Origin of the sequence: Paraburkholderia sediminicola, assembly GCF_046027825.1 — a bacterium.
In the GTDB taxonomy this organism is placed as follows: domain Bacteria; phylum Pseudomonadota; class Gammaproteobacteria; order Burkholderiales; family Burkholderiaceae; genus Paraburkholderia; species Paraburkholderia sediminicola_D.
In genome coordinates, this window is record NZ_JAQQDU010000116.1 from 1 (window position 1) to 24727 (window position 24727).

Genomic DNA, 24727 nt, shown 5'->3' on the forward strand with positions numbered 1-24727 from the left:
CTAGGGGACCACGTCGTGCTTGAGAGCAAGTGCAGCGATCCGATGTGGCGCCTATGTCGCCCGGTAGGTAGTCGCCACACCCATCGTTAGCACGGGATACTTTCTGGACGAGAAGGGCACGCGAGGCCCGCAGCGGGGCGTGGCCAAGCCTGTGGCGTGGTTCCACGCAGCCGCGATTGCCTGCGCGACTGACTTCGATTCCACGAGCGCGATGACTGCGTCGTGCTCCACGTGCAGGAAAGGCCCAGCGGAGCCGGACATCGACCGAGACGACGCGAAGCCTGGTCATGCGCGCGGTGTAAGGTACAGCGGCGGATCCCCTGCGAAGAAGGCGCGCTGTCGGATCTTGCCGATAGTGGCGAGCATCACCGTTGGTGTAAGGGGCAGAATCATGGGCTTTTCTTGCCGAACGTTTCTGATCGCTCGTGACGATACCCTCTGGCGGCTGTCAAGCACCAAGTTTGACCGGATGCTGCGAGATCCGGCAAGCCACTGTCTGCCCGTTTTTGCGGGGCAACGAGCGCGAATGGCCAGCGTCGTGGTCGAGCTTGTGGCGAGAAACCCGGGGCACGTCGTTCGGAGCACGTTTTCCATTCTCTCTTTCGATGCCGCAGGCCGCATCGACCCGAGCAGATTCGAAAAGCAGCAGTTTGCCCTCGCGGAGTCGGTCATCGCATCCGTCTTTGCAGTATTCGATGATGACAGCAACCAAACAGTCGTCGACGCGGCTTCCCGATTCATTGCACAGGGAGGCCAATGGGTTCCGTCACGCGCTTTGGCGCGCGTCATAGATCAGACCGCGTTAGGCCAACGACAGTGTCGACACCTGTAAGCGGTCGCTCGAGGGCGGCTCTACGGCATCCAGTTCTCGACTCTCGAGTGTTGGAGTGCCGATACCTGCCGACCGACGCCAAGGGATGAATGACGGTTCCACACTAAAAGCTGCCGATCAAGTGGCGCGCGGTCCAGCGTCCGGAGTGGGTCGCGAGCTGCCGATCACGGCCGTATGAGATTCAGGTAATCCATGCTATTTGCATGAGTCAGTGATCGGCCAACAACAGACGTTAGTCAGCGCCGTCGGCCGGACATTCGAACGTTGGCTACGCCCTGATAGGAGACATTCACTACAGGCTTATCCGGCGAGTCCGCGGCCATAGCTGCCGTTCCAATGGCCAGCGGCTGAGTCGACCGGAATGGCGGTGACTACCGCTCGGATACCGTCCCAGACTGCATTGTCGAGTCGCACCGCGCACGCATCAGGATGCTGCCTGGAGGCGCCTCCTCGCGCATCCGGTAGTCGGTGGGTGTCGTCGCCAGATATTTTCTGAACAGCTTGGCTAACTGCCCGCCGCTGCCGATCCCGGAGCGCCGGGCGATTTTGTCGACCGGCAAACGTGATTCGACGAGCATCCGACAGCTTATGTTCAGCCGCGCGCGAAGCAGATAGTCTGAGGGCGTCATGCCGATTTCGCTCTTGAAGCGCCGCAAGAAGTTGCGCTCGCTCATCGCTGCGACCTGCGCGGCGTCGTCGATAGAGATGGGACGATCGGCGTTTGCCTCCAGCCAGCGCGCCGACGCCATAATCTGCTCGCTGACATGAGGCGCCACGCCGCGTGTCGTGGACGACTTGAAGGGCGTCTCGTGTTGCGGCGCGATCGATTCTGCGACTTGCCGCGCCAGTTCGGGCCCAAGATCCTCTTCGACGATGCGCAGTGCCGTGCGTACGGCACCAGGCGCTTCGCCAAGCGGCGTTGCCGGATAAAGTTGGTGCGCTTCGTTGCTGCCATATAGAAGCGCGCAATAGCGGCTGGGAAGCCCAGCCGCTTCCAGAAGCAGTCGTCCTTCTGCGATGGGATGAACAATCTCGCTGAAGGGATGCCTACGGCGCAGCCAATTGCCAAGGCGTGCGTCGCGGCACGCCTGCTGCACGCCCGCGCCACCTGCAATGAACAGCAGGTGCCTGTCATTCGTACCTCGGTGCGACTCGACGCTCTCCGTCCAGACGAACACCGACGACGAGCTTGCGATGCGGCCACCCGCAGCCGAAAGCAGCGAGACGTCATAGTGTGCGCGACCCGATCGCTGCGATGCGATGAGTGCGTTAGCCTTCTGAAAGATCTCCATAAGCGCTGCAATCTTTGGCAGCGCAAAACCATTGAACAATGCTATGTCGACACGAGTCATCTCGCTCGTTTGCGTCGCCACGAAAGACTGCCGCGACCAGCGCGGCAGAGAAGGTACCAGCTCCAATTGCGTTTCCCCGGAATTTTTTGGCCTGTAAGGCCCTTTTTGACGACTCTCTCTTTTTCTTATAATTGGTGACGCAAAAGCAAATTACTTGATTGTTTGCCCCTCGGCTATCCGAAATTAGTCACGCATGGAAATTTACGCATGGATCTGCCAGACCGATCAGTGAATGTGGCTGCCCAAGGCGCGTCGGACGAGCACACGGCGGATACCGATGGCGGGCTCTCATGGCTGGACCTTGCGACGGCCGATGTAGAGGACGCCGCCGGCGTTCAGCGTCGATGGATGCCAACTGAGTACGATCAGGTTGATGGCGGCGCGTTTGCCGGTCGGTTTCAGCAACTGAGTTTTCAAGACACACTCGTGGCTGCTGAACGGCAGAATCGCACCGTGCTCAAGCGGCTACATTTCCCGCCCGAATACTGCTCGGTGAGCTTCGTCCGTTCGGTCTCAGGTCAGGCACGATGCGACCTCGATGCTATTTCCCAAGGGACTGTCGCCTACCTGCCGGCAAACAACGAGTACGAAGTGCTGTTACCGCCAAGCGAGATCGCCTATTTTCGGATCCGCCAGGACGGATTCTTACAAGCAGCTGACGCTTTGGGTTGCGACCTGGCGGGAGACGGGGGCCAGGCGCTGATGTTCGATCGCGTTGATTCCAGTGATCTCAACGACATGCTCGAGACACTGATGTCGCTTCGACATTCGCCTGATTCAAGCCAGCTTGAGGCATTGAATCACGAATACCTGGAAAAGGTCGTGCTGGAGCGCACGCTCCGCATTCTTTCCAACTCGACCGCCAGATCCTCTCAGATGCCGTCGGGTAGTGCGTATCGAATCACCCAAGCCGCGCAAGCATTGCTTGAAAGCAGTCCCGAAGAGCCGTTAACGGTAATGACGTTGTGTCAGGGGCTGGGAGTCAGCCGTGCCTCGCTTCAGCGCTCCTTCTTGCAGATTCATGGTGTCGCGCCGCTTGCCTACTTGAGGATGCGACGGCTCAATTGCGCGCGGCGCGCCCTGAAAGCGGCGCGCGGTACAAACGCCACGGTGACGGCCATCGCAATGCATTGGGGGTTCTTTCATTTTGCAAGATTCGCGCAGGATTATTTGCGCCAATTTGGCGAACTTCCCTCCACGACACTCGGCAGGTCGGCCAGGACGAAGTCCGCGCCTGGCTGATCCCGTCTGCAACGTTAGCGCCGACGGAATGCATGAGTGACCGCTGCCGCGCATACCGCGTTCCTACGACCAGAAGCCGAGATGCGAACCTGCGGTTTCGTCCTTGTTCCTGTTATTCGTGCAGCCAGGTGTCGATCTTGGCCACCACATAGTCCGCTATGATTTTCTGCAGATGGGTCGTCGGATGATAAGCGTCGGCGAACATATAGTTAGTGTCAGCGTGGGGAGACACATACGTTGAGCGAGAGCAGAAAAGCGCGCTGGTGTCATCGGCTTGAAATGCTGGTGGCAAGTTGGCCGGCGCGCATGCTACGTTGGTGCCGATGCTGCCGTCGAAACGAAAACCAAGTTTTTGATAGTTCTTTGATACTTCATCAATGAACGTGAACGCGTCGATCCGCAGCACGGCCGGCGATGGAGGGAGCGCGTCATCCAGCGCAGTGTTGAATACCTGCGCCAGACGCCGAAGCACTTTTGCGGAGCCCGGCAGTTGCTGCTCGAGAAGGCTCGCGATCGGCGCCTTGCTGATGTCCGGTACATTTTGCACAACGATATGTGTGGCGCCATGTTGGTGCACGTTGTGCACCAGTCCCGCAAATTGTTGCGCTGCCTGTCTCAGCGAAGGTAGCACGGCCTGCAAAGAGGCGCTCGGATCGCCGCCGTTTGCAACCATCCCCGCCCATGCACCATAGGCATCCTGAACGTCATTGGCTCCGCCTTGCATCAGTACCAGTTGCTGGCCGGTGAAGCGTGTATGCGATTGAAGATAGGCGGCCACCTGTAAGATCAGTGGCGTCTGTAACTCGCCGGTGTCGCCCGTTGCGTCGCCGGGGTTCGGCGGCGCGGCGACTCGGGCGCCCCCTTGGGCGTATCCCAATCCTTCCGGATGAACGACGCTCGGTTGCCCAAAACCGCCCGTCAACGCGGGGGTGAGGCTCGACCCATAATGCTCCGCGATAACCTGTACGGAGATAGCGCCCGGATTGGTGGTGTAGGTGCCGCCGCCGAACTGTCGGGCGTAAGCGTAGGTGCCAACGTCCGAAAGACTATCCCCGAACGAGACGACCTGCATGAGGCTTCGTTGCGGACCGGCAGAGTCGGGCGATGCGTTCGATGAATGGGACAAACCGATGACACTGCATGTCAACGCAAGGAACGCGAAACGACGGACTGTCTGCATGGGACGCTCCGGGGTAGTGTGGTGTAGCGAAGAATAACCCTGTTGTTCGGTAAGTACTACCTCGCTGGTTGATCGTTGTGCCGGGTCTTCTCGGGCGGGCGTTGCATACATAGGTAGCGAGACGTAAAGGACTGACTACAATGTATAGGTGCAAGCGAGCATGCAAAGGCGGTCTGTTCAGGCGTAACGGTCAGTAGTGTGACGTTTCAATTCCTTCATTGGGGGCATGCCCATGACCCGCCTGAGCGAAAGGATTGTCGGCGCAATAGTGCTTATGCTGAGCGGATATGCGTTCGCGGACGGTCTTGTTATCGATTCGCCCGAAGAGATGACCATTGCGAATATCGCGCCTCTGCCCGAGAAGGTCGTTCCGCCCATTCCGGATCCGCAACGCTACTTTCACCCGTATGAAATGGAATATCAGTCGGATCAGGAAAAGCCGTTTTATGCGCAAGTCGAGAACTTCTATAGCACACAGGTGACCCACGAAGTCCGGTTCGGCGCCGGGAACACCACACCAACGCCTGAGGCCGCATCGCAGCAGGCACCGAATTATCTCGATCTGGGCCCCTCGACGGCGCCGCTACTCTCAATCGTTCAGTTGCCGAACGAGACTTTAACGCTCGGTGCGCAACCGCAGCGAAAGCTGTCGTTGACCGTCAACGAGTGGGTCTTTTCTGGAACAGCGCGTGTCGCGGTTCTCCATTCACACGATACGGGCGCGACGCTTTCTGTCAGGCACGGTTTTTGACCCGAGGTTCGCGGGGCGGGCAACGCTCGGTCCGACCGAATGTAAGACGTTCAATTCTTCGAAATACCCCAGTTTTCCAGGTTCGTAGCGGCAGCACTATCGCTGGCTCCGTACCCGTTACCCGTCTGGAAGACGAAGCGGCACCAATGGGTTGACGCCGTAGACTGCCATGTCAACGCTACGCAGAAGCGACCGTCTTGCCCGACTGTCCAGGTTCCTTCGGCGTGCAATATCTTTCCCTCGTGCGCGAAGTGCGCTTTTCCAGGCTTATAGAAGTACTCAACGGAGCCGTCTTCCTTTGTCGTCATGATCGCCTCCGACTCGGGGAAGTACCGGTGAACATTGGCGCTTGATATAAGCGCCATGACTTCATCGTGAGCTAGGGGTGTCGTCCCGGCTGGAACGGTGACGTACGGCGGCTGCGCACACGCGGCAAGCAGTACCGGCGCAACTGCAGCAACTGTTTTGGCAACGCGGTGCGGAATCAGCGTCATGGCTCCTCCTGCAGTCGCGCCTTCGCACGGTTCAGACACCTACCCGCGAAAGGCAGCCTCTCGTCTTTGTCAGGCTTAGATAGGGTTAGTCAGGCGGCGCTCAATCGCATTCCGGCGGGAGGTATCTGGCCATGCAGACATGGGCCTGCCGACTATTTTTTAATAGCTCGTTCACAAGGCGCGCGGCGCGAGAGACGACACTGCCGAAGGATGCGTTCGTAGTCTTAATCTTTTCGGAATTGCGCGTGCCACTATTCCTCGAACGAAGCCATTTTGAACTTCTCACAACGCTTGCTGCGAACGCGAACAGCACGGCGTCGGGTAATCAACGCCGAGCCGCGGTTCGTCAAAGGTTGTGCATGCAGTTTTTCGTTCTGCGAGTGATTGCAAAAACTGAGTTCCTCTATCGAAGTTGTAGCGGGGCGCTTCCCGAACTTCAAGAGCAAACCGGCGTTTGAACGTGGTAATCGCTTACCAAGAACCGCTTTCGAATCACTGAAAGGTTTTATCACCTTGTACGAAGCGTGATGAAGCCTCGTCGTCGCCTTCTGCCAGTGCCTCCACCCCGGCTTCAACCAGAAAATGCGTGATCGTCTCCTCGATCACCGACCTCGCGAGCCCCTGCACGATGAACACGAGCCGTGTCGTGTGATCGTCGTCAGGCCACGCTTCAAGCCGTAACGGTTCATGCAGCAACTGCTGCACGCCATGGAACACAACAGGCCGCGATTCGCCGATGAAATTGCCGATTCCCTTAACCCGCAGGATGCGTTCGCCGTGATAGCCGAGCAGTACGGTCAACGCGGTTTCGAATGCCTGCATCGGCAATGGCTGTGAGTAAGTCAGGCAGAAGCTGTCGATGTCCGGATGGGCCACGCGTGACGCCGTCGCGCCACGCATCAGCGACTTGCGCGGCGAGGGCGCGGCGCGCAACCAGGGCCGCAAGGCACGCGGTGTCAGGATGTCGAGCAACTGTTGTGCGTCAATCTCGCCGTTGCGCACCGGAATGCGCGTCGCCCCCGGATTCAGCACCTCAAGCGCCGCCTCGAGGTCGGCAAGCGCGGGCGCATCGACCAGTTCAGCCTTTGTCAGCAACAGCCGGTCCGCGACCGCCACCTGCTGACGCGATTCCTCATGTCGGGCAAGTTGCGCGGCGCCGTGTTTCGCATCGACGGTCGTCACGATGCCATCGAGTTGCAAACGACCTTCGAGCGCTGGGTCGCCCAGCAACAGGGAGATCACTGGGCCGGGCCGCGCAAGCCCCGTGGTCTCGATCAAAATCCGCTCGAAGGGGGGAATCTCGCCGCGCACGCGGCGCTCCAGCAGATCGGCCACAGTCGCAGCCAGTTCGTCGCGCACGCCGTAACACAGGCAGCCGTTTTCCAGCAGCGCGATGGTCTCGTCCCGCGAAGTGCTGATGAACAGATGATCGAGACCGATCGCGCCCAGTTCGTTGATCACCACCGCACAACGGCCCAGCGCGGGTTGCGGCAGCAGGCGATTGAGCAACGTGGTCTTCCCCGACCCGAGAAAACCGGTCAGCAACGTCAAGGGAATCGCAGCGGATTGCATGGTGGCTTTTCCTGACACTCAGATAACCTGCAGGTCTTTTCCGACGATGACCTGTCCGTTGAAATGCTTGCGCGCATCGGCGGCCCACATCTCGTCGGTAATCGCGGGATCGCCGCCCGGCACGAAATGGCTCAGCACCAGCGTCTTGACGCCAGCCGCCGCGGCGATCTTGCCGACCTGCTCAGTGGTGGTGTGGCTCTTCACGAGGTGATCGAGCAGCGTCGGCGCGTTGTCGACGGTCTTCATCAGCTTCTGGAGTGCGGGCAGGTACATCACTTCATGCACCAGTACGTCAGCGCCTTTCGCGAACTCGGCAAGCGCCGGATAGTAGGTCGTGTCGCCGGAGAAAACGACCGTGCGGTCCTTGGTCTCGAAGCGGTAAGCGAATGCCGGCTTGATCGTGTAGTGGTCGACCAGTGTCGAGGTGACGCGCACGCGGTCGTCTTCCATCACGAGGCGCGGGCCGTCGAATTCATGGATGTTGATCAGTGGCCGGAACGGCGGCCGGCCTTCTTCGCGCATTCGCACGTCGAGGTCGATCGCGTTCATGTCGACGAAGTCGTCGATCATCTTGGTCATGCGCGGCGGTCCGTACAGGTTGACGGGCGTATGCAGCCCGGTGGCCCAGGCAAGGAACACGAGATTGCCGAGGTCGGCGTTGTGGTCCGAATGATGGTGGGTCAGGAAGATGTCACGAATGCCCGGCAGCTTGATACCCGCCTTGGTCAACTGCAGCGCGACGCCGTTACCGCAATCGACCACGTAGGGCTGGCCGTCGACCACCAGCACGTTCGCCGGTGCCGCGCGCAGGTCAGAGGGCGTCGGGCCCCCCTTGGTGCCGAGCAGGATCAGTTGTGTGCCTTTGGCCGGGAGTCCGGCCGCGGGGGCAGGGGGTGCGGAACTGGCCGGTGACTGCGCGTGGGCGTCCTGCATCCACGGCAGCGCTGCGGTGGTGCCTGCTGTAACGGCAATACGCATGAAATCACGACGGGAGCGTCCGAACGGCTGATCACTCATGGCTCTGTGTCTCCTGATACTTTGGTTGGGGTGTGCGCGATTCCAGTGTCGGGATCGGGCAGCATCGCCTAGACACTATCAGAGAACAGCGCTCGGACGAAGATCGTGAAACAGCTCATAGACGAGTGCGCGTAACCATTGGTGAGCTTCGTCACGTTGGTAACGTTCATGCCAGAACTGCGTGATATCGACTGGCGCGATATCAAACGGCAGCGCGACAGCGCGGACATCGTGCCGGCTCGCCAGCACGCGCGCGAGGCGGCTCGGAATACAGGCGACGAGCTCGCTCGACGAGACAATGCGATCCAGACCGAACGAATGCGCGAGCTGCAATACCACGTGGCGAGCGTTGCCGTCGTGCGAGGAGTGCGCATTGAATTCTGCCTCGAAATGCGCGTGGCTACCGGCCGTGGGCGTGTAGACCACATGGTCGGCCGCGAAGAACTGCTCGACGGAAAGCATGGCGCCTATCGTGGGATGGTTGTTACGCACGAGCGCCACGTAAGTCTCGTGAAAGAGCCGTTGCTGATGGAAGTCGGCATGTAGACCGCTGAACATACCGATCGCGAGATCGATCTGGCCGAGTTTCATCATCTGCTGCGCGGCGTCGAGTGGCGGGTCGGTCGTGACGACCCGGACACCCGGCGCGACCTGATGCAAATGCGCGACCAGTGGCGGGATGAAGATCGCCTGTCCGAGATCGCTGACGTACAGGCGGAACGTGCGCGTTGAGGTGGCCGGATCGAACGTCCGGCCTGCCTGCAGCGCGAGACGCAGCGACGCGAACCCTTCGTCGACGAGCGCCGCGATTCCGTCCGCTCGCGGCGTGGGCTGCATGCCGTCGGCTGTCTTCACGAACAGGATGTCGTCAAACAGTGAGCGCAGCCGCTTCAACGCGTTGCTGACGGAAGGCTGCGTCAGGTGGAGCGACTCTGCCGCGCGCGTCGTACTCCGGGTTCGGTAAAGCACGTCGAACACCAGCAGCAGATTCAGGTCGACGTTACGCAGGTCAGTATCGGGTGTCATGGCGTGGGCCAGTGTGCGGGGTATAGATGTCGTGAATGATGGTATTTGAAGTGACAATTTAACAGGGAGTCAGGGCCGCCCTACGCTGGTCTCAACACGCTGTGGCCGCAAGGCGCCGGCAGACGTTGAGACATCAACATACCAGGAGGCTTTATGCAGAACAAGATTGCGCTCGAAGAGCACTTCGCATCGCCGGACACGATTGGCGATTCTGAACATTATTTCACTGCTGACATCTGGCCGCACCGGCGCCGGCAACTGCTCGACTTTGAGGCGGAGCGCATCGAGCGCATGGACGCCTGCGGAATCGGGTACACAATCTTGTCGTTGAACGCGCCGGCTGTGCAGGCGATTGTCGACACCCGGCGCGCAATCGATGTCGCGCGACGCGCGAACGATCTGCTTGCCGAGCAGGTAGCACGCCGTCCGGACCGCTTTGGGGCATTCGCCGCGCTGCCGATGCAAGACCCGGAGGCGGCGGCCCGCGAGCTGGAACGCGCCGTGTCCGAACTGGGTTTCAAGGGTGCGCTTGTCAATGGTTTCTCGCAGATCGGTAGCGCTGACAACGCCACTTACTACGACCTTCCGCAGTACTGGCCGTTCTGGGGCGAAGTCGCGCGGCTCGATGTGCCGTTCTATCTCCATCCGCGCAATCCGTTGCCGAGCCAGCAGCTTTCGTGGAACGGGCACCCGTGGTTGATGGGCCCGGCGTGGGCATTCTCAGTGGAGACGGGTGTCCATGCGTTGCGCCTCATTGGTAGCGGTCTGTTTGACGCCTACCCCAAGCTGCAGGTGATTCTCGGCCATCTGGGCGAACTTGTGCAGAACAACATCTGGCGCACCTCGCACTGGGCCTCGGCGAATGGCAAGAACCCGATGGGCGTCAAGGCGAAGCAGCCGTTCATGGACTATTTCCGGCAGAACTTCCATGTGACGACGAGCGGCAATTTCCGCACGATTGCCATGCGCAATGCGATGGAAGAAATTGGCGGCGACCGTGTGCTGTTCTCGACCGACTACCCGTTCGAGACGATGGAAGAGGCGAGCGCCTGGTTCGACGACGCGGAGATTGGTGAAAACGACCGGGAAAAGATCGGCCGCGACAACGCGAAACGGTTGTTCCGGTTGTAACGGCTGCGGTACCGGCGACTCACGCAACGATCGCACTCAGGTCATATTCTTGCGATTCGAGGGCGGCGAGTAGAGGAGCCGGATGAGGCACCCGCTCGTGTCCCTCTGCATAGGGCACAAGGCCTCGGACGAACTTCAAAAGTTTCGTCGTCGAGGCCCCGAGCGGGGTGGCTTTACGTATATCGACGGCTTGAGCCGCAACCATGAGCTCCATCGCAAGAAGCGACTTGCAGAGTTCGGTCGTTTCTCGCGCGCGGCGCGCCGCGACTGTCGCCATGCTGGCACGATCGAGGTTGCCGTTGGAATGGCTGGAGCTGGCCAGTTCGATGACTGTCGGTGCTGCGAGCAGGCGCGCCTCCGACGCCAGCGACTTGTGAAACTGTGCCAATCCGTTGAATCCGGGTAACCCAACGCTGTCCTCCTCGATCAAACCCACAGGGAGTCCAGACCAGAACGAATCCGTGAGTTTTGCAACGCGCTCCGTGGAACTGGTGACAACGGGCGATAAGGCTAGCCTGACGGTATCGAGGGCCATCGACAGCGACAGCATGTCGAAGTTGGCGACCGACACTAGTGTGTCGTCCTCGATCGATACGATAGGGTTGTTCTGACTGGCATTCAGTTCGATGGCGATCTGTTTCTCGGCGAAGGCGAAGCTATCGAACGCATTTCCGAATGTAATTGGTAGAGAACGAAAACAAAGCGGGTCCTGCAGATGGCGGGGACCACCGTTTCCCAGAATGTAGCTGCCATCAAGCTGTGCACGAATCAACTCGGCAGCGATCCGCAGCCCTTCAAAGGGTCGAGAACGGATCGCAGCGGGTGAAAGAATGGACGGATTGGCCGCGAAACCTTCCATACTCAACGCCGAGGCGATGGTCCATGAGTTCAGCAGGCGCCGTAGATCGTCAATGGCGATAGCGGCCGTGCCAAGCGAAAGTGCACTGGAATTGAGAAGTGCCAGCGCTTCGCCCGACGTCAACGTGATTTCCGCGTAGAGCTCCAACGCCAGATCCGCCACCGGCGACATGTCGCTCTGACCTATCGATCCCCATAGGTGCACACGAAACGTTCGGTCGCTGTTGAGCGCATCGACCAACATTGTGGCCAGCAGGGGGCGAACACCGAGTCGACCTGAGGCCATGGCGTTCACGAGAATGACCATCATCGCCCGCACAATTTCGTCTGGCGCCGTGGGGCCGTGGCCGAAGTTGTGGGTCTGCAAAAGCCGGCGGTTGAACTCCTCAATACGTGCCGGCTCGAGCGGAACGCCTGTCTTGGCGCCCACGCTGGTTGTCACACCGTAAACCCGATCGCCGCGAGTGACCGCTTGCTCAACGACTCGCCGGGCAGCGTGCATGCGTTCCATGGCATCCGGAGCAAGCGTGACCTGTGCGTCGAACCGCGCAATCTCCACCACTTGTCGCGCCGTTAAGGTTTGACCATCAATAGTCACCGTCTTGCTCATTTGAAACACCCTCCGGTTTGTATGGATTCGACGAACCCGTCAGTCCTGCCGCGGTCACGCGCGGGAGTAATGCGAATCGGGTCAGGTCAGCTTGCCTTCCGTACCGACTGGCCGGCTCCCGAAACGAGATCAACGTCCTTCTCAGTGAGTTCGCGGTCGTCATGATCCGTTAGCGCCACGCTTATATCGGATTCCTTATAGAACAGCAGCGAAACTGCGCCAAGTATCAGAAATCCAACGAGATAGTGGGCCGGCATGAGCTTGTCGCCGGTTTTCGCGACCAACCACGTCAGCAGAAACGGTGTGAACCCGCCCAACAATGAAGCAGCCAGATTATAGGTAATGGATAGGCCGGTCGAGCGTATGTGCGTCGGGAACAGTTCCGCAAGCGTTGCCGACACGGGGCCTAATATGGCTGCCATGAGCAGGGCGAATGCCAGCTCCATGATGAGTAGAGACGTGGTTGTCGGATACATGTTCAACAGGATAAACGCAGGGTAGATCAGCAACGCGAAGAGCGTGAGTGCTACCCCCATAATTATCTTTCGGCCGATCTTGTCAGACAGGTGACCAAAGCAAGGAACGAGTGCCATTCTTACCAGAAGCGACACGGTGAGAACGATGAACGGCGCATTCAAGGAGGTCTTGAGGGACTGAACCGCGTAGATCGGAAGGTAGGCGATCAGTACATAGACCATGATGTTCGTCACTGCGCTCAACGCGAAGGAAACAAACAGTTCGGCAGGGTAGCGGCGAAATATCTCCCCGATCGAAACTTTCTTGTGCTGGGTCTCTTTCAGGAAAATTTCGGGTTCCTGCAGATTGCGGCGAATGTAGAAGCCGATCGGCCCGATGATCAAGCCAAGCAGAAACGGAATTCTCCAGGCCCACGACAATAGTGCCTCTACGGTGAACACGCTCGTTAGCAGGGCACCCATGAGCGTCGCGAGAAACACGCCGATGGACTGCGAGAACATTTGCCAACTGCCGTAGAAACCACGCCTTCCGGGCGGCGCGTATTCGATCAGTAGCGCGGTGGCACTGCCGAACTCGCCGCCGACCGAAATGCCCTGCAGTATCCGGGAGCAGACAACAATGATCGGGGCAAGAATGCCGACCTGGCTATACGTCGGCGAGAGTGCCAGCATGGCGGTTGAAACGAGCATCAGGAGAATCACAAAAGACAGCGCTGCTTTTCTCCCGGCACGGTCCGCATAGATACCAATGGCAATCCCGGCGATGGGTCGGACGACAAAGCCCACGCCGAAAGTAGCCGTGGTCAAAAGCATCGAGGTAACGGGATTATCGGCAGGGAAAAACTGTTTGGCGATAATGACGGACAAATATCCGTAAACCAGAAAATCATACCATTCCAGTGCATTGCCAACGGTAGATGCGACCACCGCTTTCCATGGAACTTCTTTCTTGATCACCACTGTCTCCTCCTTATCTGGATCTTAATTATTTAGTCCAGAATTTAAATTTGCGAATTAGAAGCTTATTATTGATGGCGTTGGATTAAGCCGGCAGGTTGCTCCGAATATCCTTCCTCCCATTGAATATCTGCGGCGCAGACCGGCGCGAAAAAACAGATTGACTTCATGTCCGCTGCGAATGAAATGGAATGTGTCCGACGATATTCGCGATAAGCGCTTCTATGGGGAAAATAGTACGTTGTAGCTCGCCTGCGGCCAAGCATAACTCCGCGAAATTCCACCTGTCGGAATGGGGCTGAAGTGACTCCCGAGTGCGGCTCGCTGATGGCGGCACGGCCGCCAGACTTCATTCGCTAGTTTTCCAACTGCTCCGAAATTCGCCGCGACACCTCGCGCATCTGACCCAGGTACCGCTCGACCACCTTCTCCGTTGTAAGCGCGGAAGAAAACCATGTCAGTCCAATCGACGCGACCACGAATTCCTTCGCCATCACCGGCACGGCGATAGTGCCGGACACCGGCCGCACGCTGGAATCGCGCAGGGCGTACCCGCGCTGGCGGGTTTGATCGAGCATCGCCTGGACGGCTTCGCGATCCTGCGCGAGCCGGTCTTCCGGATGATGACTTTGCCGCACAACTTCGAGCAGCATCTCCTGTTCTTCGGGCGAGCAGAAGGCGAGATACGCACGTCCCAAAGCACGTGAAACGAGGCTGAGACGCATGTTGATCGACGAGTGCAGCAGCGAGAGCGGCGAATACGGAATCGTGCTGTAGCGTACGACTAGCGCGTCGACGTCGAGCATGCCGACGGCAATCGGCCACTTGATCTCTTCGGTGAGTTTGCGCACGAGCGGCGCGGCGGTTTCGACCACACGCGGCACATGGTGATAGCCGGAGTTCAATGCGTTGACGCCATCGAGCAGGCGGTATTCGCCGGGCCGCGCGCCGCGTGCGGCGAGGCCCAGCTCTTCGAAGGTCCGCAGCAGCCGGATCAACGTGGGCTTCGGCAGCGACGTCAACTGATGCAGGCTGTCGAGTGTCGAAACGGGCATCTGGTTCAGGGCGCGCAGAAGGGTGATTGCCCGCTCCACTGCCCGAATCGAAGATTCGCGTTCCGCCATCGTATCGCCTTGCCTGGGTGGTCGGGCGCACGTCGATCTATCTGACGCTTGCCCTTCGACAAACTCGGATTATCGCAGCTTTTGAACTGCCTGGACCGGCCGCGCCGACCTGGGCGGCGCGGCCGCGGATCTGGTGCGCAATCAGGCCATCAACGTCAGCGCGCCCTTGCGAAGCAGCGACTGATCCGATCCGATCACGAACCAGGTAGCGCCCATCTCCTCGAATTCGGCGCACTCGCTGACCTCGCCGACGGCAACGCCCGGCGTTTTGCCGGCACGTCGGGCGATGTCGAGCACCTGGACGGTGGCCTGCATCACTTCGGACGCACGAGCGCTGGTGAGACCAAACGACAAAGCCAGATCCGCGCGGCCGACGAAGAGGCCGGACACGCCGTCCACATTTGCGATCTCATCTGCAGCAGCACAGCCCGCGCGGCTCTCGATCTGGCACATCACGACGGTGCCGTTGCCTGCCGCGACGGCCTTTTGCATCCCCATCGCACCGTAACCGGCAAAGCGGGGCGAACTGGAGAAGCCGCGTTCGCCGTCGATGAAGCGTGTGCGGGCCACCAGCGCGCGCGCTTCATCCGCGGAATCGACGTGCGGCACCAGCAGTCCCGAAGCGCCGAGATCAAGCGCGGACTGGATCGTCGCGGTGTTCATGTCGGGAATCCGCACGAACAGCGGCAAATTCACGGAGCGTGCGGCGATCACCATGACGTCGAGCGTGGCGCGGTCGAACGGCGCATGTTCTGCGTCGACCACCGCGAAGTGGAGTCCCGCGCCGCCGAGAATCTCGATGATCTGCGGCGCGCCGGTTTTGACGAACGTGCCAATCTGGCGCGTGGAGGTGTCGTGCGTGGTTGTGGACATGGATGATGGATGAAAGCGGATTGGAAGCGTCCTATCGGGACGCGGTCTGGTTGACCGATGCGCGAACTGGCGTGGCCTTCATGGCGAGCGCGGTGCAGCCGAGCAACAGCAGGCAAAGGGCTGGCAGCAGCATGGCGTAGCCGGGGTGGCCGAACGCCTTGTCGATCCACGGCATTGCGTTCTGGGCGAGAAAGCCGCCGAGGTTACCGATACTGCTAATCGCGGCGAGGCTGGTGGCGGCGCGCCGTCCGCTGAAATACTTCGACGGCAGCGACCAGAAGCACGGCAGCAGCAGCGACGTGCAAGGCGTGCCAACCACGAGCGCGACATAGCGCGCCGCCGGATCGCTCACCAGCAGGCTCACCACAAACGCCACACAACCGACGATGCCGATGGTCGCGGCTGCCATGCGCACCTGGCTTTCGTTCTTGAGCGTACGCGGCACGATCAGCAAAAGCGCGGCGGTCAGTGCCCACGGAATCATCGTGAGCAGACCGTTGAGCGAACTCGAAACGCCGAATCCTTTGATCACGGTCGGCAGCCAGTAAATGAGCCCGTAGAGCGACGTGAGCAGACACGTGTAGCCGAGCGCAAACGCCTGCACTTTGCGGTCGCACAGTACGGTCCAGACACTGCCTTCGTGATGAGCGGCCGGCGCTTCGTCAGCGACCATGCGTGCAAGGTGGCTGCGCTCCTGCGGGTCGAGGAACGACGCCGTCTCCACACTGCGCGGCAGGTAGAACAGCACGATCGGCGCGAGCACGAGTGCAAGCAGGCCGGTGACGATAAACACCCATTGCCAGCCCGCGTGATGCCAGACGCCGTCGAGCGACAGCAGCAGGCCGCCGAAAGCCGAGCCGAGCATGTTGCCGAGCGCACTGCCGAGCGTCAGAAGTGCGATTGCGCGCACCTGGTAGCGGCGCGGGAACCATACAGTCAGGTAGTAGACGATGCCGGGATACAACCCGGCTTCCGCCGCACCGACCAGAAACCGCAGCGCCGCGAAAGTCGAACCCGACGAGATGTACGCGATGAGCAAGGTTGCAATGCCCCAGCTCAGCACAATGCGGAATATCCACTTCGGTGCGCCGAAGCGATGGACACCGAGCGCGCTTGGAATCTCGAAGATCAGATAGCCGATGAAGAACAGTGATGACGCCAGACCGTAAGCCGTTTCGGTCATACCGATCTGATGCACCATCTGCAGCTTGGCGAAGCTGACGTTCATCTTGTCGATGACCGACACCAGATAGGTGATCAGGATCAGCGGCATGATGCGCCACCACACACGCCGGATCAGGCGTTCATCGTGCGTCACGGCCTGGCTGACGGGCGTGGCAACTGAAATCTCCATCTCTCCTCCAACGTGGCGGACCGGTTGGTGGCGCGTGAGACGCGCGGCGCCGGCTTTTATCTGTCTGTGAGCGACCTCTGAGCGAGGCCGGACTCACGGTGAGCAATGCTATGTCTCGCCGACGCCGCGATTCAAGTACGAATCCGGAAGATTTCGCGTGTCGGAATCCATGCTGAACCAGCCATTTTTTTAGGGCGACGTGGCATCTCGTGGTTTTCGTTCTGCGGAAAGTCTCGGAAACGCGCTTGGTACGGCGCGTATCGCATGGAACCATACGAGGCGTCGAACGTGATAGCCGCCAACAGCGTGCGCTCGCCGACTTTGAAAATCCGAAAAACTGAAAGTCCGTGACGCAACGCGAACGGGCTAAGACACGGAGAGGAGACCCCGATGAAAAAAACATTGTCCCTGATGGCAGCCTGCGGTATCGCTTGCACGGCACACGCGCAAAGCAGCGTGACGCTTTACGGCATCGTCGATGCCGGTTTTCGCTACAACAGCAATGCGGGCGGCAAGTCCCAATTCGCGATTGCCGGCGGCAATGAGAGCGCATCGCGCTTTGGTATGACAGGCAGTGAAGATCTGGGAGGCGGCTACAAGACCGTCTTTACTCTGGAAAGCGGCTTCACCACCACGACTGGCGCCATGCAAGCGGGGCTGATGTTCGGTCGTCAGGCCTTCGTCGGCGTCGCCACACCTTACGGAACGGTGACGCTAGGCCGTCAATACCTGACGCTTTCGACTTATCTGGGCCCGTTCTCCTCCGGCAGCGATTGGGCCGCGCGCGGCGCGGGTTGGGGTTACCATCCGGGCGGCCTCGACGACGTCGACGGCACCGAGCGCGCCAACAATGCGATCAAGTATGTGAGCCCCCGCTATCGCGGATTGCAGTTTGGCGCGACATACAGCCTCGGCGGCATCGCGGGCAACGCGACGCAGAACCAGATGATTTCCGCGGGCGTCGACTACGGCAATGGGCCGTTCAAGTTCGCAGCGGCCTATCTGTACGTGAAGAATCCGAACTACTCGCTGTTCGGCAACAACGCGACCAGCAGCACGACTGGCAACAACTTCTCGAGCCCGATCTTCAGCGGCTATGCGACGGCTGCGTCGCAACAGGTCGTGGGGGCGGGCGCCTCGTATGCGATCGGTTCGTTCACGGTCGGCGGCATCTATACGAACACGAAATTCTTCAACATCGGTGGCACGCCGGTCGCGGGCGCCAAACCGCCGCTGGGTGAAATCGGCGCGACCGCCACGTTCAACACGGGCGAAGCGAATCTGAAATACAGTATGACGCCATCGCTGCAGTTCGGCGTCGCCTACACGTACACGCGCGCAAGTTCGTATAACGGCGAGAGCGGCGCGAGCTATCAGCAATGGAATCTCGGCGCTGACTATTCGCTTTCGAAGCGAACCGACCTTTATTTCGTCGTGCTGCGCGAGACTGCGGGTGGTTTCGATTCGACGGGACAACGCGCCGTGGCCGCGTTGACCTCCGCGACGCCGTCGGCGACCGATACGCAGAACGCCGTGCTTCTCGGCATCCGCCATCTTTTCTAGCCGCGACGCGCCGCGCCGCTGGCCGATCGCCCTATCGCGATGCTGGCGGCTAGCGCTGTGCGCCTTTTAGCAACCCAAACCTCCTTGGAGGAGACATGCCTTCCCAGCAAGATCCGACGAATTCTCCTGCCGGTCAAGCCGTCAAACTGTTCGACTCGCACGCGCATCTCGTGGCCGACGACCAGACGCGCTATCCGCGCAATCCGATGAAGCGCTCGCCCAATGCGCCGCCACGCCTGCCCGGCGTGATCGGCCTGCCGGGCGGCAAGCATGGCCCCAATCCGGTCAATGAAGTGCCGGACGTCGCGCGCATGCTGCAGTGGATGCAGGAAGAACGCGTCGAGGGCGCGGTCGCGGTGCAAAAACGCATGACTTACCGCTTCGACAACAGCTACATCCTCGATTCGTCGGACGCTTATCCCGACACGTTTTCCGCCGTCGTCATTCTCGATGCGGAAGACGAAGGTACGCCAGCGCTGGTGCGCTCGTATATCGAGAATCACGGCCTCGCGGGCGTGCGCCTGTTCGGCGGACGCGAAGCCGACGGCACCATGCCGTGGCTGAATTCGCCGCGTGCGCTAGAGACGTGGGCCGTGGCGAACGAATACGGCATCGTGATGGATCTGGAAGTGCTGGCGATCGGCGGCGGCGGTCCGTCGGTGCCGGCGATCATCGAATTGGCGCGGCGCTTCCCGAACTTGCGTGTCGTGCTCGATCACATGCTCGAACCTGAAGTCGAGGACGACAACTACGGTTTCGACGCGCGCTTCGTGCCGCTCGCCGCTGAGCCCAACATCTTCTTCAAGTTCACCTCGATCAACCTCGACATCTACCGTGAGACGGATACCCCGGCGCGTGACGTGCTGCGCGAGGCAGTCGATATGTTCGGCGCCGATCGCATCATGTGGGGCTCCGATATCGGCACCTCGTCGGGCACGTACAAGGATATGGTGCAGCGCATGCTCGACGCGACGACGCTGCTGACCGACGTGGAGCGCCACGCCGTCCTCTACGAGACGGGCAAGACGGTATTCGTGAAAGGCGGCGCGCGCCGCTGAGCAATCCGAGTCGTACAAGGAGATAACGATGTTTCTAGACCCCGCGACCACGCCGGACTTCAAGCGCACGCTGTTCAATGCGATCGTCGCTCCCCGCCCGATTGGCTGGATCAGCACGATGAACAGCAAAGGGCAGATCAATCTCGCGCCGTTTTCGCATTTCAATCTTGTCTCGACTGCGCCACCGGTGGTGATCTTTTCGTGCAACGCGCCGGCCGACCGGCACGAGAAGGACACCATCACCAATGTGCGTGAGACGGGTGAGTTCGTCACGAATCTCGTGACATGGGATTTGCGCAACCAGATGAATCTCAGTTCGATCGACGCGCCTTACGGCACCGACGAGTTCGAACTGGCTGGACTCGAGAAAGCACCGAGCGTGATGGTGAAGCCACCTCGCGTGGCGGCGTCGCCCGCCAGCATGGAGTGCCGGCTGCTGCGCATCGTCGACATCGAGCCGACTGGGCCCGGTGAGACGGCTAGCAATGTGGTGTTCGGGCGCGTCGTCGGTGTGCATCTGGACGATCGATTCATCGACGCGGACGGGCGTTTCGATACGGCCCGCACCGAACCGTTGACCCGCCTCGACGGCAACCGCTACGCCACCGTCGGCCGTATGGACGTGCTGGGCCGCCCGAGCCCGCGGCGCGACTGATCCCCCAATACAGAAGGAACCGAACATGACGACTACAACCGATACCAGCGTGCGGGAAACCGCCGTCTACGACCTTGCGCCAGGCACCGTGGCGCGCGGCCAGAACTTCTTCGTGCAATGGCTGCAAGGCGATGGCAAGACCTTCGAAGCACGCAGCACGCACGAGATGCTGTTGCTCTTGCCCGACGAAACCGGCGCTGAAGTGCGCACCGGACAAGGCGCCGTGCAGTCCGTGCCGGGCCGCAGTGTCTGCGTGTTGCCCGCGGGCGACGTCTCGATGAAGCCGAACGATGGTGGCCGCGCCGTGCTGATCGCGTCGTCACGCGCCGATCTCACGCCCGGCACCGCGCTCAACGAACAGGACTATGCGTCGGCTGATCCGCGCATCGTCGGCAGCGATGCCGGTTATCGACGCACACGCGCGAACGGCGAACTGCAGGTGATCAGCATCGACAACATCCAGCCGCCCGCCGACAAGCCGCGTCTAAAGATGCTGCAATCCGACACGCTCAGTATTAACTGGGTCGAGTATCAGGATGCGCGGGACCGCTCGCAGCTCAGCCCGCATAGTCACGCGAGTTTCGAGCAGGGGTCGCTCGCGATCGATGGACATTTCATTCATCACCTGCGCGTGCAATGGGGCGCCGATGCGAACCAATGGCGCGACGATCAGCATCTTGAGGCCGGTCCGGCATCGATGATCTCGGTTCCGGTTCATCTGATCCACACCACTGAAGGCGTCGGCACTGGCCGCCATCTTTTGATCGACGTGTTCTCGCCGCCGCGCACGGACTTCATCGACAAGGGATGGGTCGCCAATTCGGCTGACTACATGCGTGGCTGAACGTTAGCGAGAACCGGAATGTTCGCGAGAACCGGAATGTTCGCCATCAAGGCCTGCCTGCGCCGCACGCAAACGGGCGAGCGCAAATACCGTCTGCATGAGGGGCACAGCAACGTCGAGCCGTGCCGCGCACTCCAGCGGGGCGCCGAGAATCGCGTCGAGTTCGACGCGGCGCCCCGCTTCGAGATCCTGCAACATCGAGGTCTTGATCGCGCCGAGCTGGCGCGTCTGGGCGATGCGTTGCGCAATGTCGATCTCGAGCGCGAGACCGGCACGCCGGCCGAGCGCGAGGCATTCTGCCATCAGGCTTTCGAAAATGGCGCGCGTACCGGGATCGTCGACAAGACGGTCGGTACTCGCCTGCGTGATGAGGCTCAACGGATTGGCGCAGACGTTGCCGAGCAGCTTGAGCCACAGGTCGCGGCGCACGTCGTCGCTGGCGGTGGTCGGCAGGCCGGCGGCCGTCAGCAATTGCGCCCAGTCGTGCGCCCTCGCGCTGATGCCGCCGCACGGCTCGCCGATCACGATCTTGCCGCCGCTGTGGTGATGGACCACGCCGGACGCGGGCGAACTGCACGACGCCATCACGCTGCCGCCGAGTACGTGCTCGAACGGCAGTGCGCGTTCGATGTCACCCTGCGGGTCGACGCTCGCGAGGCGCAATCCTTCGAGCGGATTTCCAGGGGCGAGAAAGTACCACCACGGCAAACCGTTTCCCACTGGCAGCACGACGGTTTCTCGGCCGACGAGCGGCGTGAGCGACGCGGCGAGGGCGGGCAGCGCGTGCGATTTCAGCGCAATGATCACCAGATCCTGTGGACCCATGTTCGCGCAACTTGCCTGAGCATTGAGCGCGATGGTGCGCTCAGCTTCGCCGGGACACGTATAGCGCAGTCCGGAAGTGGCAAGCGCATCCAGCGTGGCGCCGCGTGCGAGTACCGATACGCGATGCCCGGCGAGCGCGAGGCGAGCGGCGAAGTGGCCGCCTATCGCACCCGCGCCGATGATGCCGATGCGTTGCGTGTGCGTGTGGAAATCGTTCATGGTGAATTCGGTGTCATCGAAGGGATCCATTTATTGTCGCCGCTGCGCGTTGTTCATCCAGTACTTTCTGCCTGCTTTTCTCCTGCCGGAATCTTGCGCGAGCGGGCGAACCCTTGGTTCACGGCGGCTGCCCGACAGGAAGGCAGACTCCGTTCCATCTTCAGGAATCTCAACGATGCCGATCAACAGCACAACGCTTAAACGAGTCACCGCGCAACTTTACGAACGCTCGTTGAAAGCGATTCCGGACGACACGCGCGCGTTTTTGCAGCGAGCGTCTGGCGCCGAGTCGAATCCGACCGGCAAGGCGACGCTCACGATCATGCTCGAAAGCGCCGACGGTGCACAACGTAACGGCACGCTGGTCTGTAGCGACGTGGGCATTCCGACTTACAGCATCAAGATCGGCACACGCGTTCAGTTCGAGGGACCGGTGCGTGCCGCCATTCGCGAAGGCTTTGCGGAACTGGCGGCGAACATCTCGCCGCCGATTCTCAAGATGGTCACGAATCCGCTGACGCACGAGCGCAGCTATGCGGGCAAGGACATGCCGATCGTGAGCTTTGACGTGATCGACGACGCCGATTATGTGGACATCGTCTGCGCGCCGAAAGCCATGGGCACGGGTCGCTGGGAAGCCATCGATGCGTTCGTGTATCCGACTCTGGAACAGATCGAACGCTTCGTGCTCGACACCATGCTGCGCGCCGGATCGCAGCCTTGCCTGCCGCTCGTGATTGGCGTTGGTATTGGCGGCACGTTCGACTACGCGGCCCGCCTCGCGAAAGAACAGATGCTGCGGCCGTTCGGTCAGACTAATCCGGAGCCCATACTTGAGCGCATGGAGAAGCGCCTGCTTGACGCCGTCAACGCGATGGGCTTCGGGCCGATGGGAACGGGCGGCGACACGACGGCGATGGCCGTGCATGTCGACTACGCCGCGAGTCACGGTTTCGTGCCGGTTGCGGTGTGCTTCAACTGCTGGATCAATCGGCGCACCGCGGCACGTATTCACGGCGATGGCCGCGTCAAATTCATGGAGTGCTAACGATGAGCCAGATTCACGATTTGTGTTTGCCGCTCACGCGCGAGAGCGTTCTCGATCTGAAACTCGGCGACATGGTGCGGCTATCGGGTGAGATCACCGTCAGCATCGGCTTGCCGACGCATCGCCGGCTCGCCGAGGCTGTGGAGCAGGAGGCACCGCTGCCGGTCGACCTGCGCGACGGCGCGTTTTTCCATTTGAGCACCTACGTCGATGAAACGGCGGACGGCCCCGTGCCGCTTTATCTGAACCCGAGCACCAGCACGCGATACAACCCATGGATGCCCGCGCTGATTCGGGGCCTCGGCGTGCGCCTCGTGGGCGGCAAGGGCGGGCTCGACGAAGCAAGCGCAGCGGCGTTGCGCGAGTGCGGTTGCGTGTATCTATCGTTTCTGGGCGGCGGCGCGCATCTGCTGTCGGCCTCGCTGCGCCGGGTTGTCGCGATGAACTGGACCGAGTACATCTCGCAGTTTCGCTTGCTCACGCTCGAAGTCGAGCAGCTCGGACCCGCGACCGTGGCGATCGACGCGCATGGCAATAGCCTTTATACGCAATTGCACGAACGCGCTGTGGCGCGGATGCCGGGGATCTTGCGTGACCTTGGCACGTAACTGAGTGGCGATGCGATTGGATGTTCGCGCCGGGGACTGATGCGGTGAGAATCGGTTCGGATTGAGTGGGTGGTCAGTCGGTACATAGGCGGCGGTCGATGTCGCCACTGCCGAGGACGAACCGATGGCTGGCGTGCTGACGACCGTCTGTGCGTTGCGGCTACCCTCGTCCTATTACTCCTTATCCCTTCGGCCAAATCAAACATTTAGCCTACAAGGTTGAAGGCAACCCGCGTGGGCTGCTTTATAATTACCAAGTCGTCGGGAAACACTCGACGGCCAGGTTTAGCAGCCTGTCGCTTGAAACCGCACACCCGCTCACGCGGGGCGTGCGTCTACCTCTGCACGTCTATATATCAATGGGCGGGCCGTGGTGGGGAGCCGCAAGGCTCGCCGGTTTGTTTCAAGCCCGGTCTGCTAACCCGCTTCGTGCCCGCTCACCCCTTCCCAAGCGAGTGTCGGGCGATCCGAGAAGTAACAGGGAGATCGCACCATGAGCAAGTCCACCAAAAATCAACCCGCTTCACGTCCGTCTGTCGACGCACTCCAGTACGACAAACTCGCCCTGTCGGCATTCGATTTATGCGACCGGCACCTGGGTCAACTGGATACTTTGATCACGCTTGCGTCCTCAATATGTAGGAATCCTTCCGTCACGCTGGAAGAAAGACGACGTCGTCAGACGCTGCTTGAATTGCTGGTGGACACGGCGGAGCAGTATCAGCAGGAACTCGAATGCGACCGCGAGCTATACAAGGTGATTGCGCTCGATGCGAAGGGTGTTCCGCAAAGCCGCATCACGGCACGTCATGCAGCGAACTTGCTTGCAGAAGAAGTATTGCAGCGGGCAGGAGAAACCGTAGCCGCTGCTAACGCGCCGCAGCGTAACAGCCCGTCATCGGAAAGCACTGCGGAATTGAAGGCCAACAACGCTGCGCAGCAACCGGTTACCGCGCCAAACTAGGCGATCGGGAAAAAAACGGCGAGCGGTAGGGTGGTGCGTCCGAATCTTTCGGAGATTCTTGCACTGAGACGGTTTTCGTCCGTCTCAGTGCGGC

General features: G+C 60.5%; 23 protein-coding genes. 11 read left to right on the top strand and 12 right to left on the bottom strand.

Going from position 1 to position 24727, the window contains the following annotated elements; translation table 11 throughout:
- Window positions 1-526: 526 nt before the first annotated feature.
- Entirely contained in the window at window positions 527-832 is a 306-nt protein-coding gene (locus PQQ96_RS36755; RefSeq protein ID WP_408301563.1) for a hypothetical protein, read from the top strand.
- Window positions 833-1203: 371 nt separating this feature from the next.
- Here PQQ96_RS36755 and PQQ96_RS36760 read toward each other — a convergent pair whose 3' ends face one another.
- Window positions 1204-2250, bottom strand: coding sequence for a GlxA family transcriptional regulator (locus PQQ96_RS36760; RefSeq protein ID WP_408301565.1), 1047 nt, complete (start codon window positions 2248-2250; stop codon window positions 1204-1206).
- Window positions 2251-2391: 141 nt separating this feature from the next.
- Between PQQ96_RS36760 and PQQ96_RS36765 the strand changes: the two genes are divergently transcribed.
- Window positions 2392-3426, top strand: coding sequence for a helix-turn-helix domain-containing protein (locus PQQ96_RS36765; protein WP_408301566.1), 1035 nt, complete (start codon window positions 2392-2394; stop codon window positions 3424-3426).
- Between the two features lie 112 nt (window positions 3427-3538).
- Here the strand turns inward: PQQ96_RS36765 and PQQ96_RS36770 are convergent, their stop codons facing one another.
- A complete protein-coding gene (locus PQQ96_RS36770) occupies window positions 3539-4606 on the bottom strand; it encodes an SGNH/GDSL hydrolase family protein (protein ID WP_408301568.1) in 1068 nt (355 codons plus the stop codon).
- Between the two features lie 232 nt (window positions 4607-4838).
- Between PQQ96_RS36770 and PQQ96_RS36775 the strand changes: the two genes are divergently transcribed.
- A complete protein-coding gene (locus tag PQQ96_RS36775) occupies window positions 4839-5357 on the top strand; it encodes a hypothetical protein (protein ID WP_408301570.1) in 519 nt (172 codons plus the stop codon).
- Between the two features lie 50 nt (window positions 5358-5407).
- On the opposite strand, the gene PQQ96_RS36780 is transcribed toward PQQ96_RS36775, so the two are convergent.
- The 4 genes from PQQ96_RS36780 to PQQ96_RS36795 all read right to left on the bottom strand — a co-directional run bounded on the left by PQQ96_RS36780 (window position 5408) and on the right by PQQ96_RS36795 (window position 9466).
- Window positions 5408-5851, bottom strand: coding sequence for a DUF995 domain-containing protein (locus PQQ96_RS36780; RefSeq protein WP_408301572.1), 444 nt, complete (start codon window positions 5849-5851; stop codon window positions 5408-5410).
- A 492-nt stretch (window positions 5852-6343) separates the two neighbouring features.
- Window positions 6344-7423: a CobW family GTP-binding protein gene (locus tag PQQ96_RS36785; protein ID WP_408301574.1), complete on the bottom strand. Its 1080-nt coding sequence runs from the start codon at window positions 7421-7423 to the stop codon at window positions 6344-6346.
- 18 nt (window positions 7424-7441) lie between these two features.
- Window positions 7442-8401 (bottom strand): MBL fold metallo-hydrolase, encoded by a 960-nt coding sequence (locus tag PQQ96_RS36790; RefSeq protein ID WP_408301601.1) that lies wholly within the window; start codon window positions 8399-8401, stop codon window positions 7442-7444.
- 117 nt (window positions 8402-8518) lie between these two features.
- The gene (locus tag PQQ96_RS36795; RefSeq protein ID WP_408301575.1) at window positions 8519-9466 is read right to left on the bottom strand and encodes a LysR family transcriptional regulator; all 948 of its coding nucleotides are present in this window, start codon (window positions 9464-9466) and stop codon (window positions 8519-8521) included.
- 153 nt (window positions 9467-9619) lie between these two features.
- Here PQQ96_RS36795 and PQQ96_RS36800 point away from each other — a divergent pair, with 153 nt between their 5' ends.
- On the top strand, window positions 9620-10597 hold the full coding sequence (locus PQQ96_RS36800; protein WP_408301577.1) for an amidohydrolase family protein: 978 nt from the start codon (window positions 9620-9622) through the stop codon (window positions 10595-10597).
- Window positions 10598-10616: 19 nt separating this feature from the next.
- Here PQQ96_RS36800 and PQQ96_RS36805 read toward each other — a convergent pair whose 3' ends face one another.
- From PQQ96_RS36805 to PQQ96_RS36825, 5 genes are all read right to left on the bottom strand, one after another.
- A complete protein-coding gene (locus PQQ96_RS36805; RefSeq protein ID WP_408301579.1) occupies window positions 10617-12065 on the bottom strand; it encodes an aromatic amino acid lyase in 1449 nt (482 codons plus the stop codon).
- A gap of 86 nt (window positions 12066-12151) precedes the next feature.
- Window positions 12152-13501 (bottom strand): MFS transporter, encoded by a 1350-nt coding sequence (locus PQQ96_RS36810; RefSeq protein ID WP_408301581.1) that lies wholly within the window; start codon window positions 13499-13501, stop codon window positions 12152-12154.
- Between the two features lie 353 nt (window positions 13502-13854).
- Complete coding sequence (locus PQQ96_RS36815; RefSeq protein WP_408301583.1) at window positions 13855-14622, bottom strand: DNA-binding transcriptional regulator; 768 nt, start codon at window positions 14620-14622, stop codon at window positions 13855-13857.
- 141 nt (window positions 14623-14763) lie between these two features.
- Window positions 14764-15495, bottom strand: a complete 732-nt coding sequence (locus PQQ96_RS36820) for an HpcH/HpaI aldolase family protein (protein WP_408301585.1) — start codon at window positions 15493-15495, stop codon at window positions 14764-14766.
- A 31-nt stretch (window positions 15496-15526) separates the two neighbouring features.
- Window positions 15527-16849, bottom strand: a complete 1323-nt coding sequence (locus tag PQQ96_RS36825) for an MFS transporter (RefSeq protein ID WP_408301586.1) — start codon at window positions 16847-16849, stop codon at window positions 15527-15529.
- Between the two features lie 390 nt (window positions 16850-17239).
- On the opposite strand from PQQ96_RS36825, the gene PQQ96_RS36830 reads away from it, so the two are divergent.
- The 4 genes from PQQ96_RS36830 to PQQ96_RS36845 all read left to right on the top strand — a co-directional run bounded on the left by PQQ96_RS36830 (window position 17240) and on the right by PQQ96_RS36845 (window position 20969).
- Window positions 17240-18412 carry a porin gene (locus PQQ96_RS36830; protein WP_408301587.1) on the top strand — a complete coding sequence of 391 codons (1173 nt, stop codon included), beginning with the start codon at window positions 17240-17242 and terminating at the stop codon, window positions 18410-18412.
- 95 nt (window positions 18413-18507) lie between these two features.
- The gene (locus PQQ96_RS36835) at window positions 18508-19470 is read left to right on the top strand and encodes an amidohydrolase family protein (protein ID WP_408301589.1); all 963 of its coding nucleotides are present in this window, start codon (window positions 18508-18510) and stop codon (window positions 19468-19470) included.
- 28 nt (window positions 19471-19498) lie between these two features.
- Window positions 19499-20125, top strand: coding sequence for a flavin reductase family protein (locus tag PQQ96_RS36840; protein WP_408301590.1), 627 nt, complete (start codon window positions 19499-19501; stop codon window positions 20123-20125).
- A gap of 25 nt (window positions 20126-20150) precedes the next feature.
- A complete protein-coding gene (locus tag PQQ96_RS36845; protein ID WP_408301592.1) occupies window positions 20151-20969 on the top strand; it encodes a cupin domain-containing protein in 819 nt (272 codons plus the stop codon).
- Window positions 20970-20972: 3 nt separating this feature from the next.
- On the opposite strand, the gene PQQ96_RS36850 is transcribed toward PQQ96_RS36845, so the two are convergent.
- Entirely contained in the window at window positions 20973-22043 is a 1071-nt protein-coding gene (locus PQQ96_RS36850) for a ketopantoate reductase family protein (protein ID WP_408301594.1), read from the bottom strand.
- Between the two features lie 145 nt (window positions 22044-22188).
- Here PQQ96_RS36850 and PQQ96_RS36855 point away from each other — a divergent pair, with 145 nt between their 5' ends.
- The 3 genes from PQQ96_RS36855 (at window position 22189) to PQQ96_RS36865 (ending at window position 24633) form a co-directional block, all read left to right on the top strand.
- Entirely contained in the window at window positions 22189-23061 is an 873-nt protein-coding gene (locus tag PQQ96_RS36855) for a fumarate hydratase (RefSeq protein ID WP_408301596.1), read from the top strand.
- Between the two features lie 2 nt (window positions 23062-23063).
- Window positions 23064-23669, top strand: coding sequence for a fumarate hydratase C-terminal domain-containing protein (locus PQQ96_RS36860; protein ID WP_408301598.1), 606 nt, complete (start codon window positions 23064-23066; stop codon window positions 23667-23669).
- 493 nt (window positions 23670-24162) lie between these two features.
- Window positions 24163-24633: a hypothetical protein gene (locus tag PQQ96_RS36865; RefSeq protein ID WP_408301600.1), complete on the top strand. Its 471-nt coding sequence runs from the start codon at window positions 24163-24165 to the stop codon at window positions 24631-24633.
- Window positions 24634-24727: the final 94 nt, after the last annotated feature.

Bases quoted from the DNA above. Each gene is read 5' to 3' on its own strand.
- PQQ96_RS36755 (WP_408301563.1), top strand. From the start codon at position 527: ATGGCCAGCGTCGTGGTCGAGCTTGTGGCGAGAAACCCGGGGCACGTC.
- PQQ96_RS36765 (WP_408301566.1), top strand. From the start codon at position 2,392: ATGGATCTGCCAGACCGATCAGTGAATGTGGCTGCCCAAGGCGCGTCG.
- PQQ96_RS36770 (WP_408301568.1), bottom strand. From the start codon at position 4,606: ATGCAGACAGTCCGTCGTTTCGCGTTCCTTGCGTTGACATGCAGTGTC.
- PQQ96_RS36775 (WP_408301570.1), top strand. From the start codon at position 4,839: ATGACCCGCCTGAGCGAAAGGATTGTCGGCGCAATAGTGCTTATGCTG.
- PQQ96_RS36780 (WP_408301572.1), bottom strand. From the start codon at position 5,851: ATGACGCTGATTCCGCACCGCGTTGCCAAAACAGTTGCTGCAGTTGCG.
- PQQ96_RS36785 (WP_408301574.1), bottom strand. From the start codon at position 7,423: ATGCAATCCGCTGCGATTCCCTTGACGTTGCTGACCGGTTTTCTCGGG.
- PQQ96_RS36790 (WP_408301601.1), bottom strand. From the start codon at position 8,401: ATGCGTATTGCCGTTACAGCAGGCACCACCGCAGCGCTGCCGTGGATG.
- PQQ96_RS36795 (WP_408301575.1), bottom strand. From the start codon at position 9,466: ATGACACCCGATACTGACCTGCGTAACGTCGACCTGAATCTGCTGCTG.
- PQQ96_RS36800 (WP_408301577.1), top strand. From the start codon at position 9,620: ATGCAGAACAAGATTGCGCTCGAAGAGCACTTCGCATCGCCGGACACG.
- PQQ96_RS36805 (WP_408301579.1), bottom strand. From the start codon at position 12,065: ATGAGCAAGACGGTGACTATTGATGGTCAAACCTTAACGGCGCGACAA.
- PQQ96_RS36815 (WP_408301583.1), bottom strand. From the start codon at position 14,622: ATGGCGGAACGCGAATCTTCGATTCGGGCAGTGGAGCGGGCAATCACC.
- PQQ96_RS36820 (WP_408301585.1), bottom strand. From the start codon at position 15,495: ATGTCCACAACCACGCACGACACCTCCACGCGCCAGATTGGCACGTTC.
- PQQ96_RS36825 (WP_408301586.1), bottom strand. From the start codon at position 16,849: ATGGAGATTTCAGTTGCCACGCCCGTCAGCCAGGCCGTGACGCACGAT.
- PQQ96_RS36830 (WP_408301587.1), top strand. From the start codon at position 17,240: ATGAAAAAAACATTGTCCCTGATGGCAGCCTGCGGTATCGCTTGCACG.
- PQQ96_RS36835 (WP_408301589.1), top strand. From the start codon at position 18,508: ATGCCTTCCCAGCAAGATCCGACGAATTCTCCTGCCGGTCAAGCCGTC.
- PQQ96_RS36840 (WP_408301590.1), top strand. From the start codon at position 19,499: ATGTTTCTAGACCCCGCGACCACGCCGGACTTCAAGCGCACGCTGTTC.
- PQQ96_RS36845 (WP_408301592.1), top strand. From the start codon at position 20,151: ATGACGACTACAACCGATACCAGCGTGCGGGAAACCGCCGTCTACGAC.
- PQQ96_RS36850 (WP_408301594.1), bottom strand. From the start codon at position 22,043: ATGGATCCCTTCGATGACACCGAATTCACCATGAACGATTTCCACACG.
- PQQ96_RS36855 (WP_408301596.1), top strand. From the start codon at position 22,189: ATGCCGATCAACAGCACAACGCTTAAACGAGTCACCGCGCAACTTTAC.
- PQQ96_RS36860 (WP_408301598.1), top strand. From the start codon at position 23,064: ATGAGCCAGATTCACGATTTGTGTTTGCCGCTCACGCGCGAGAGCGTT.
- PQQ96_RS36865 (WP_408301600.1), top strand. From the start codon at position 24,163: ATGAGCAAGTCCACCAAAAATCAACCCGCTTCACGTCCGTCTGTCGAC.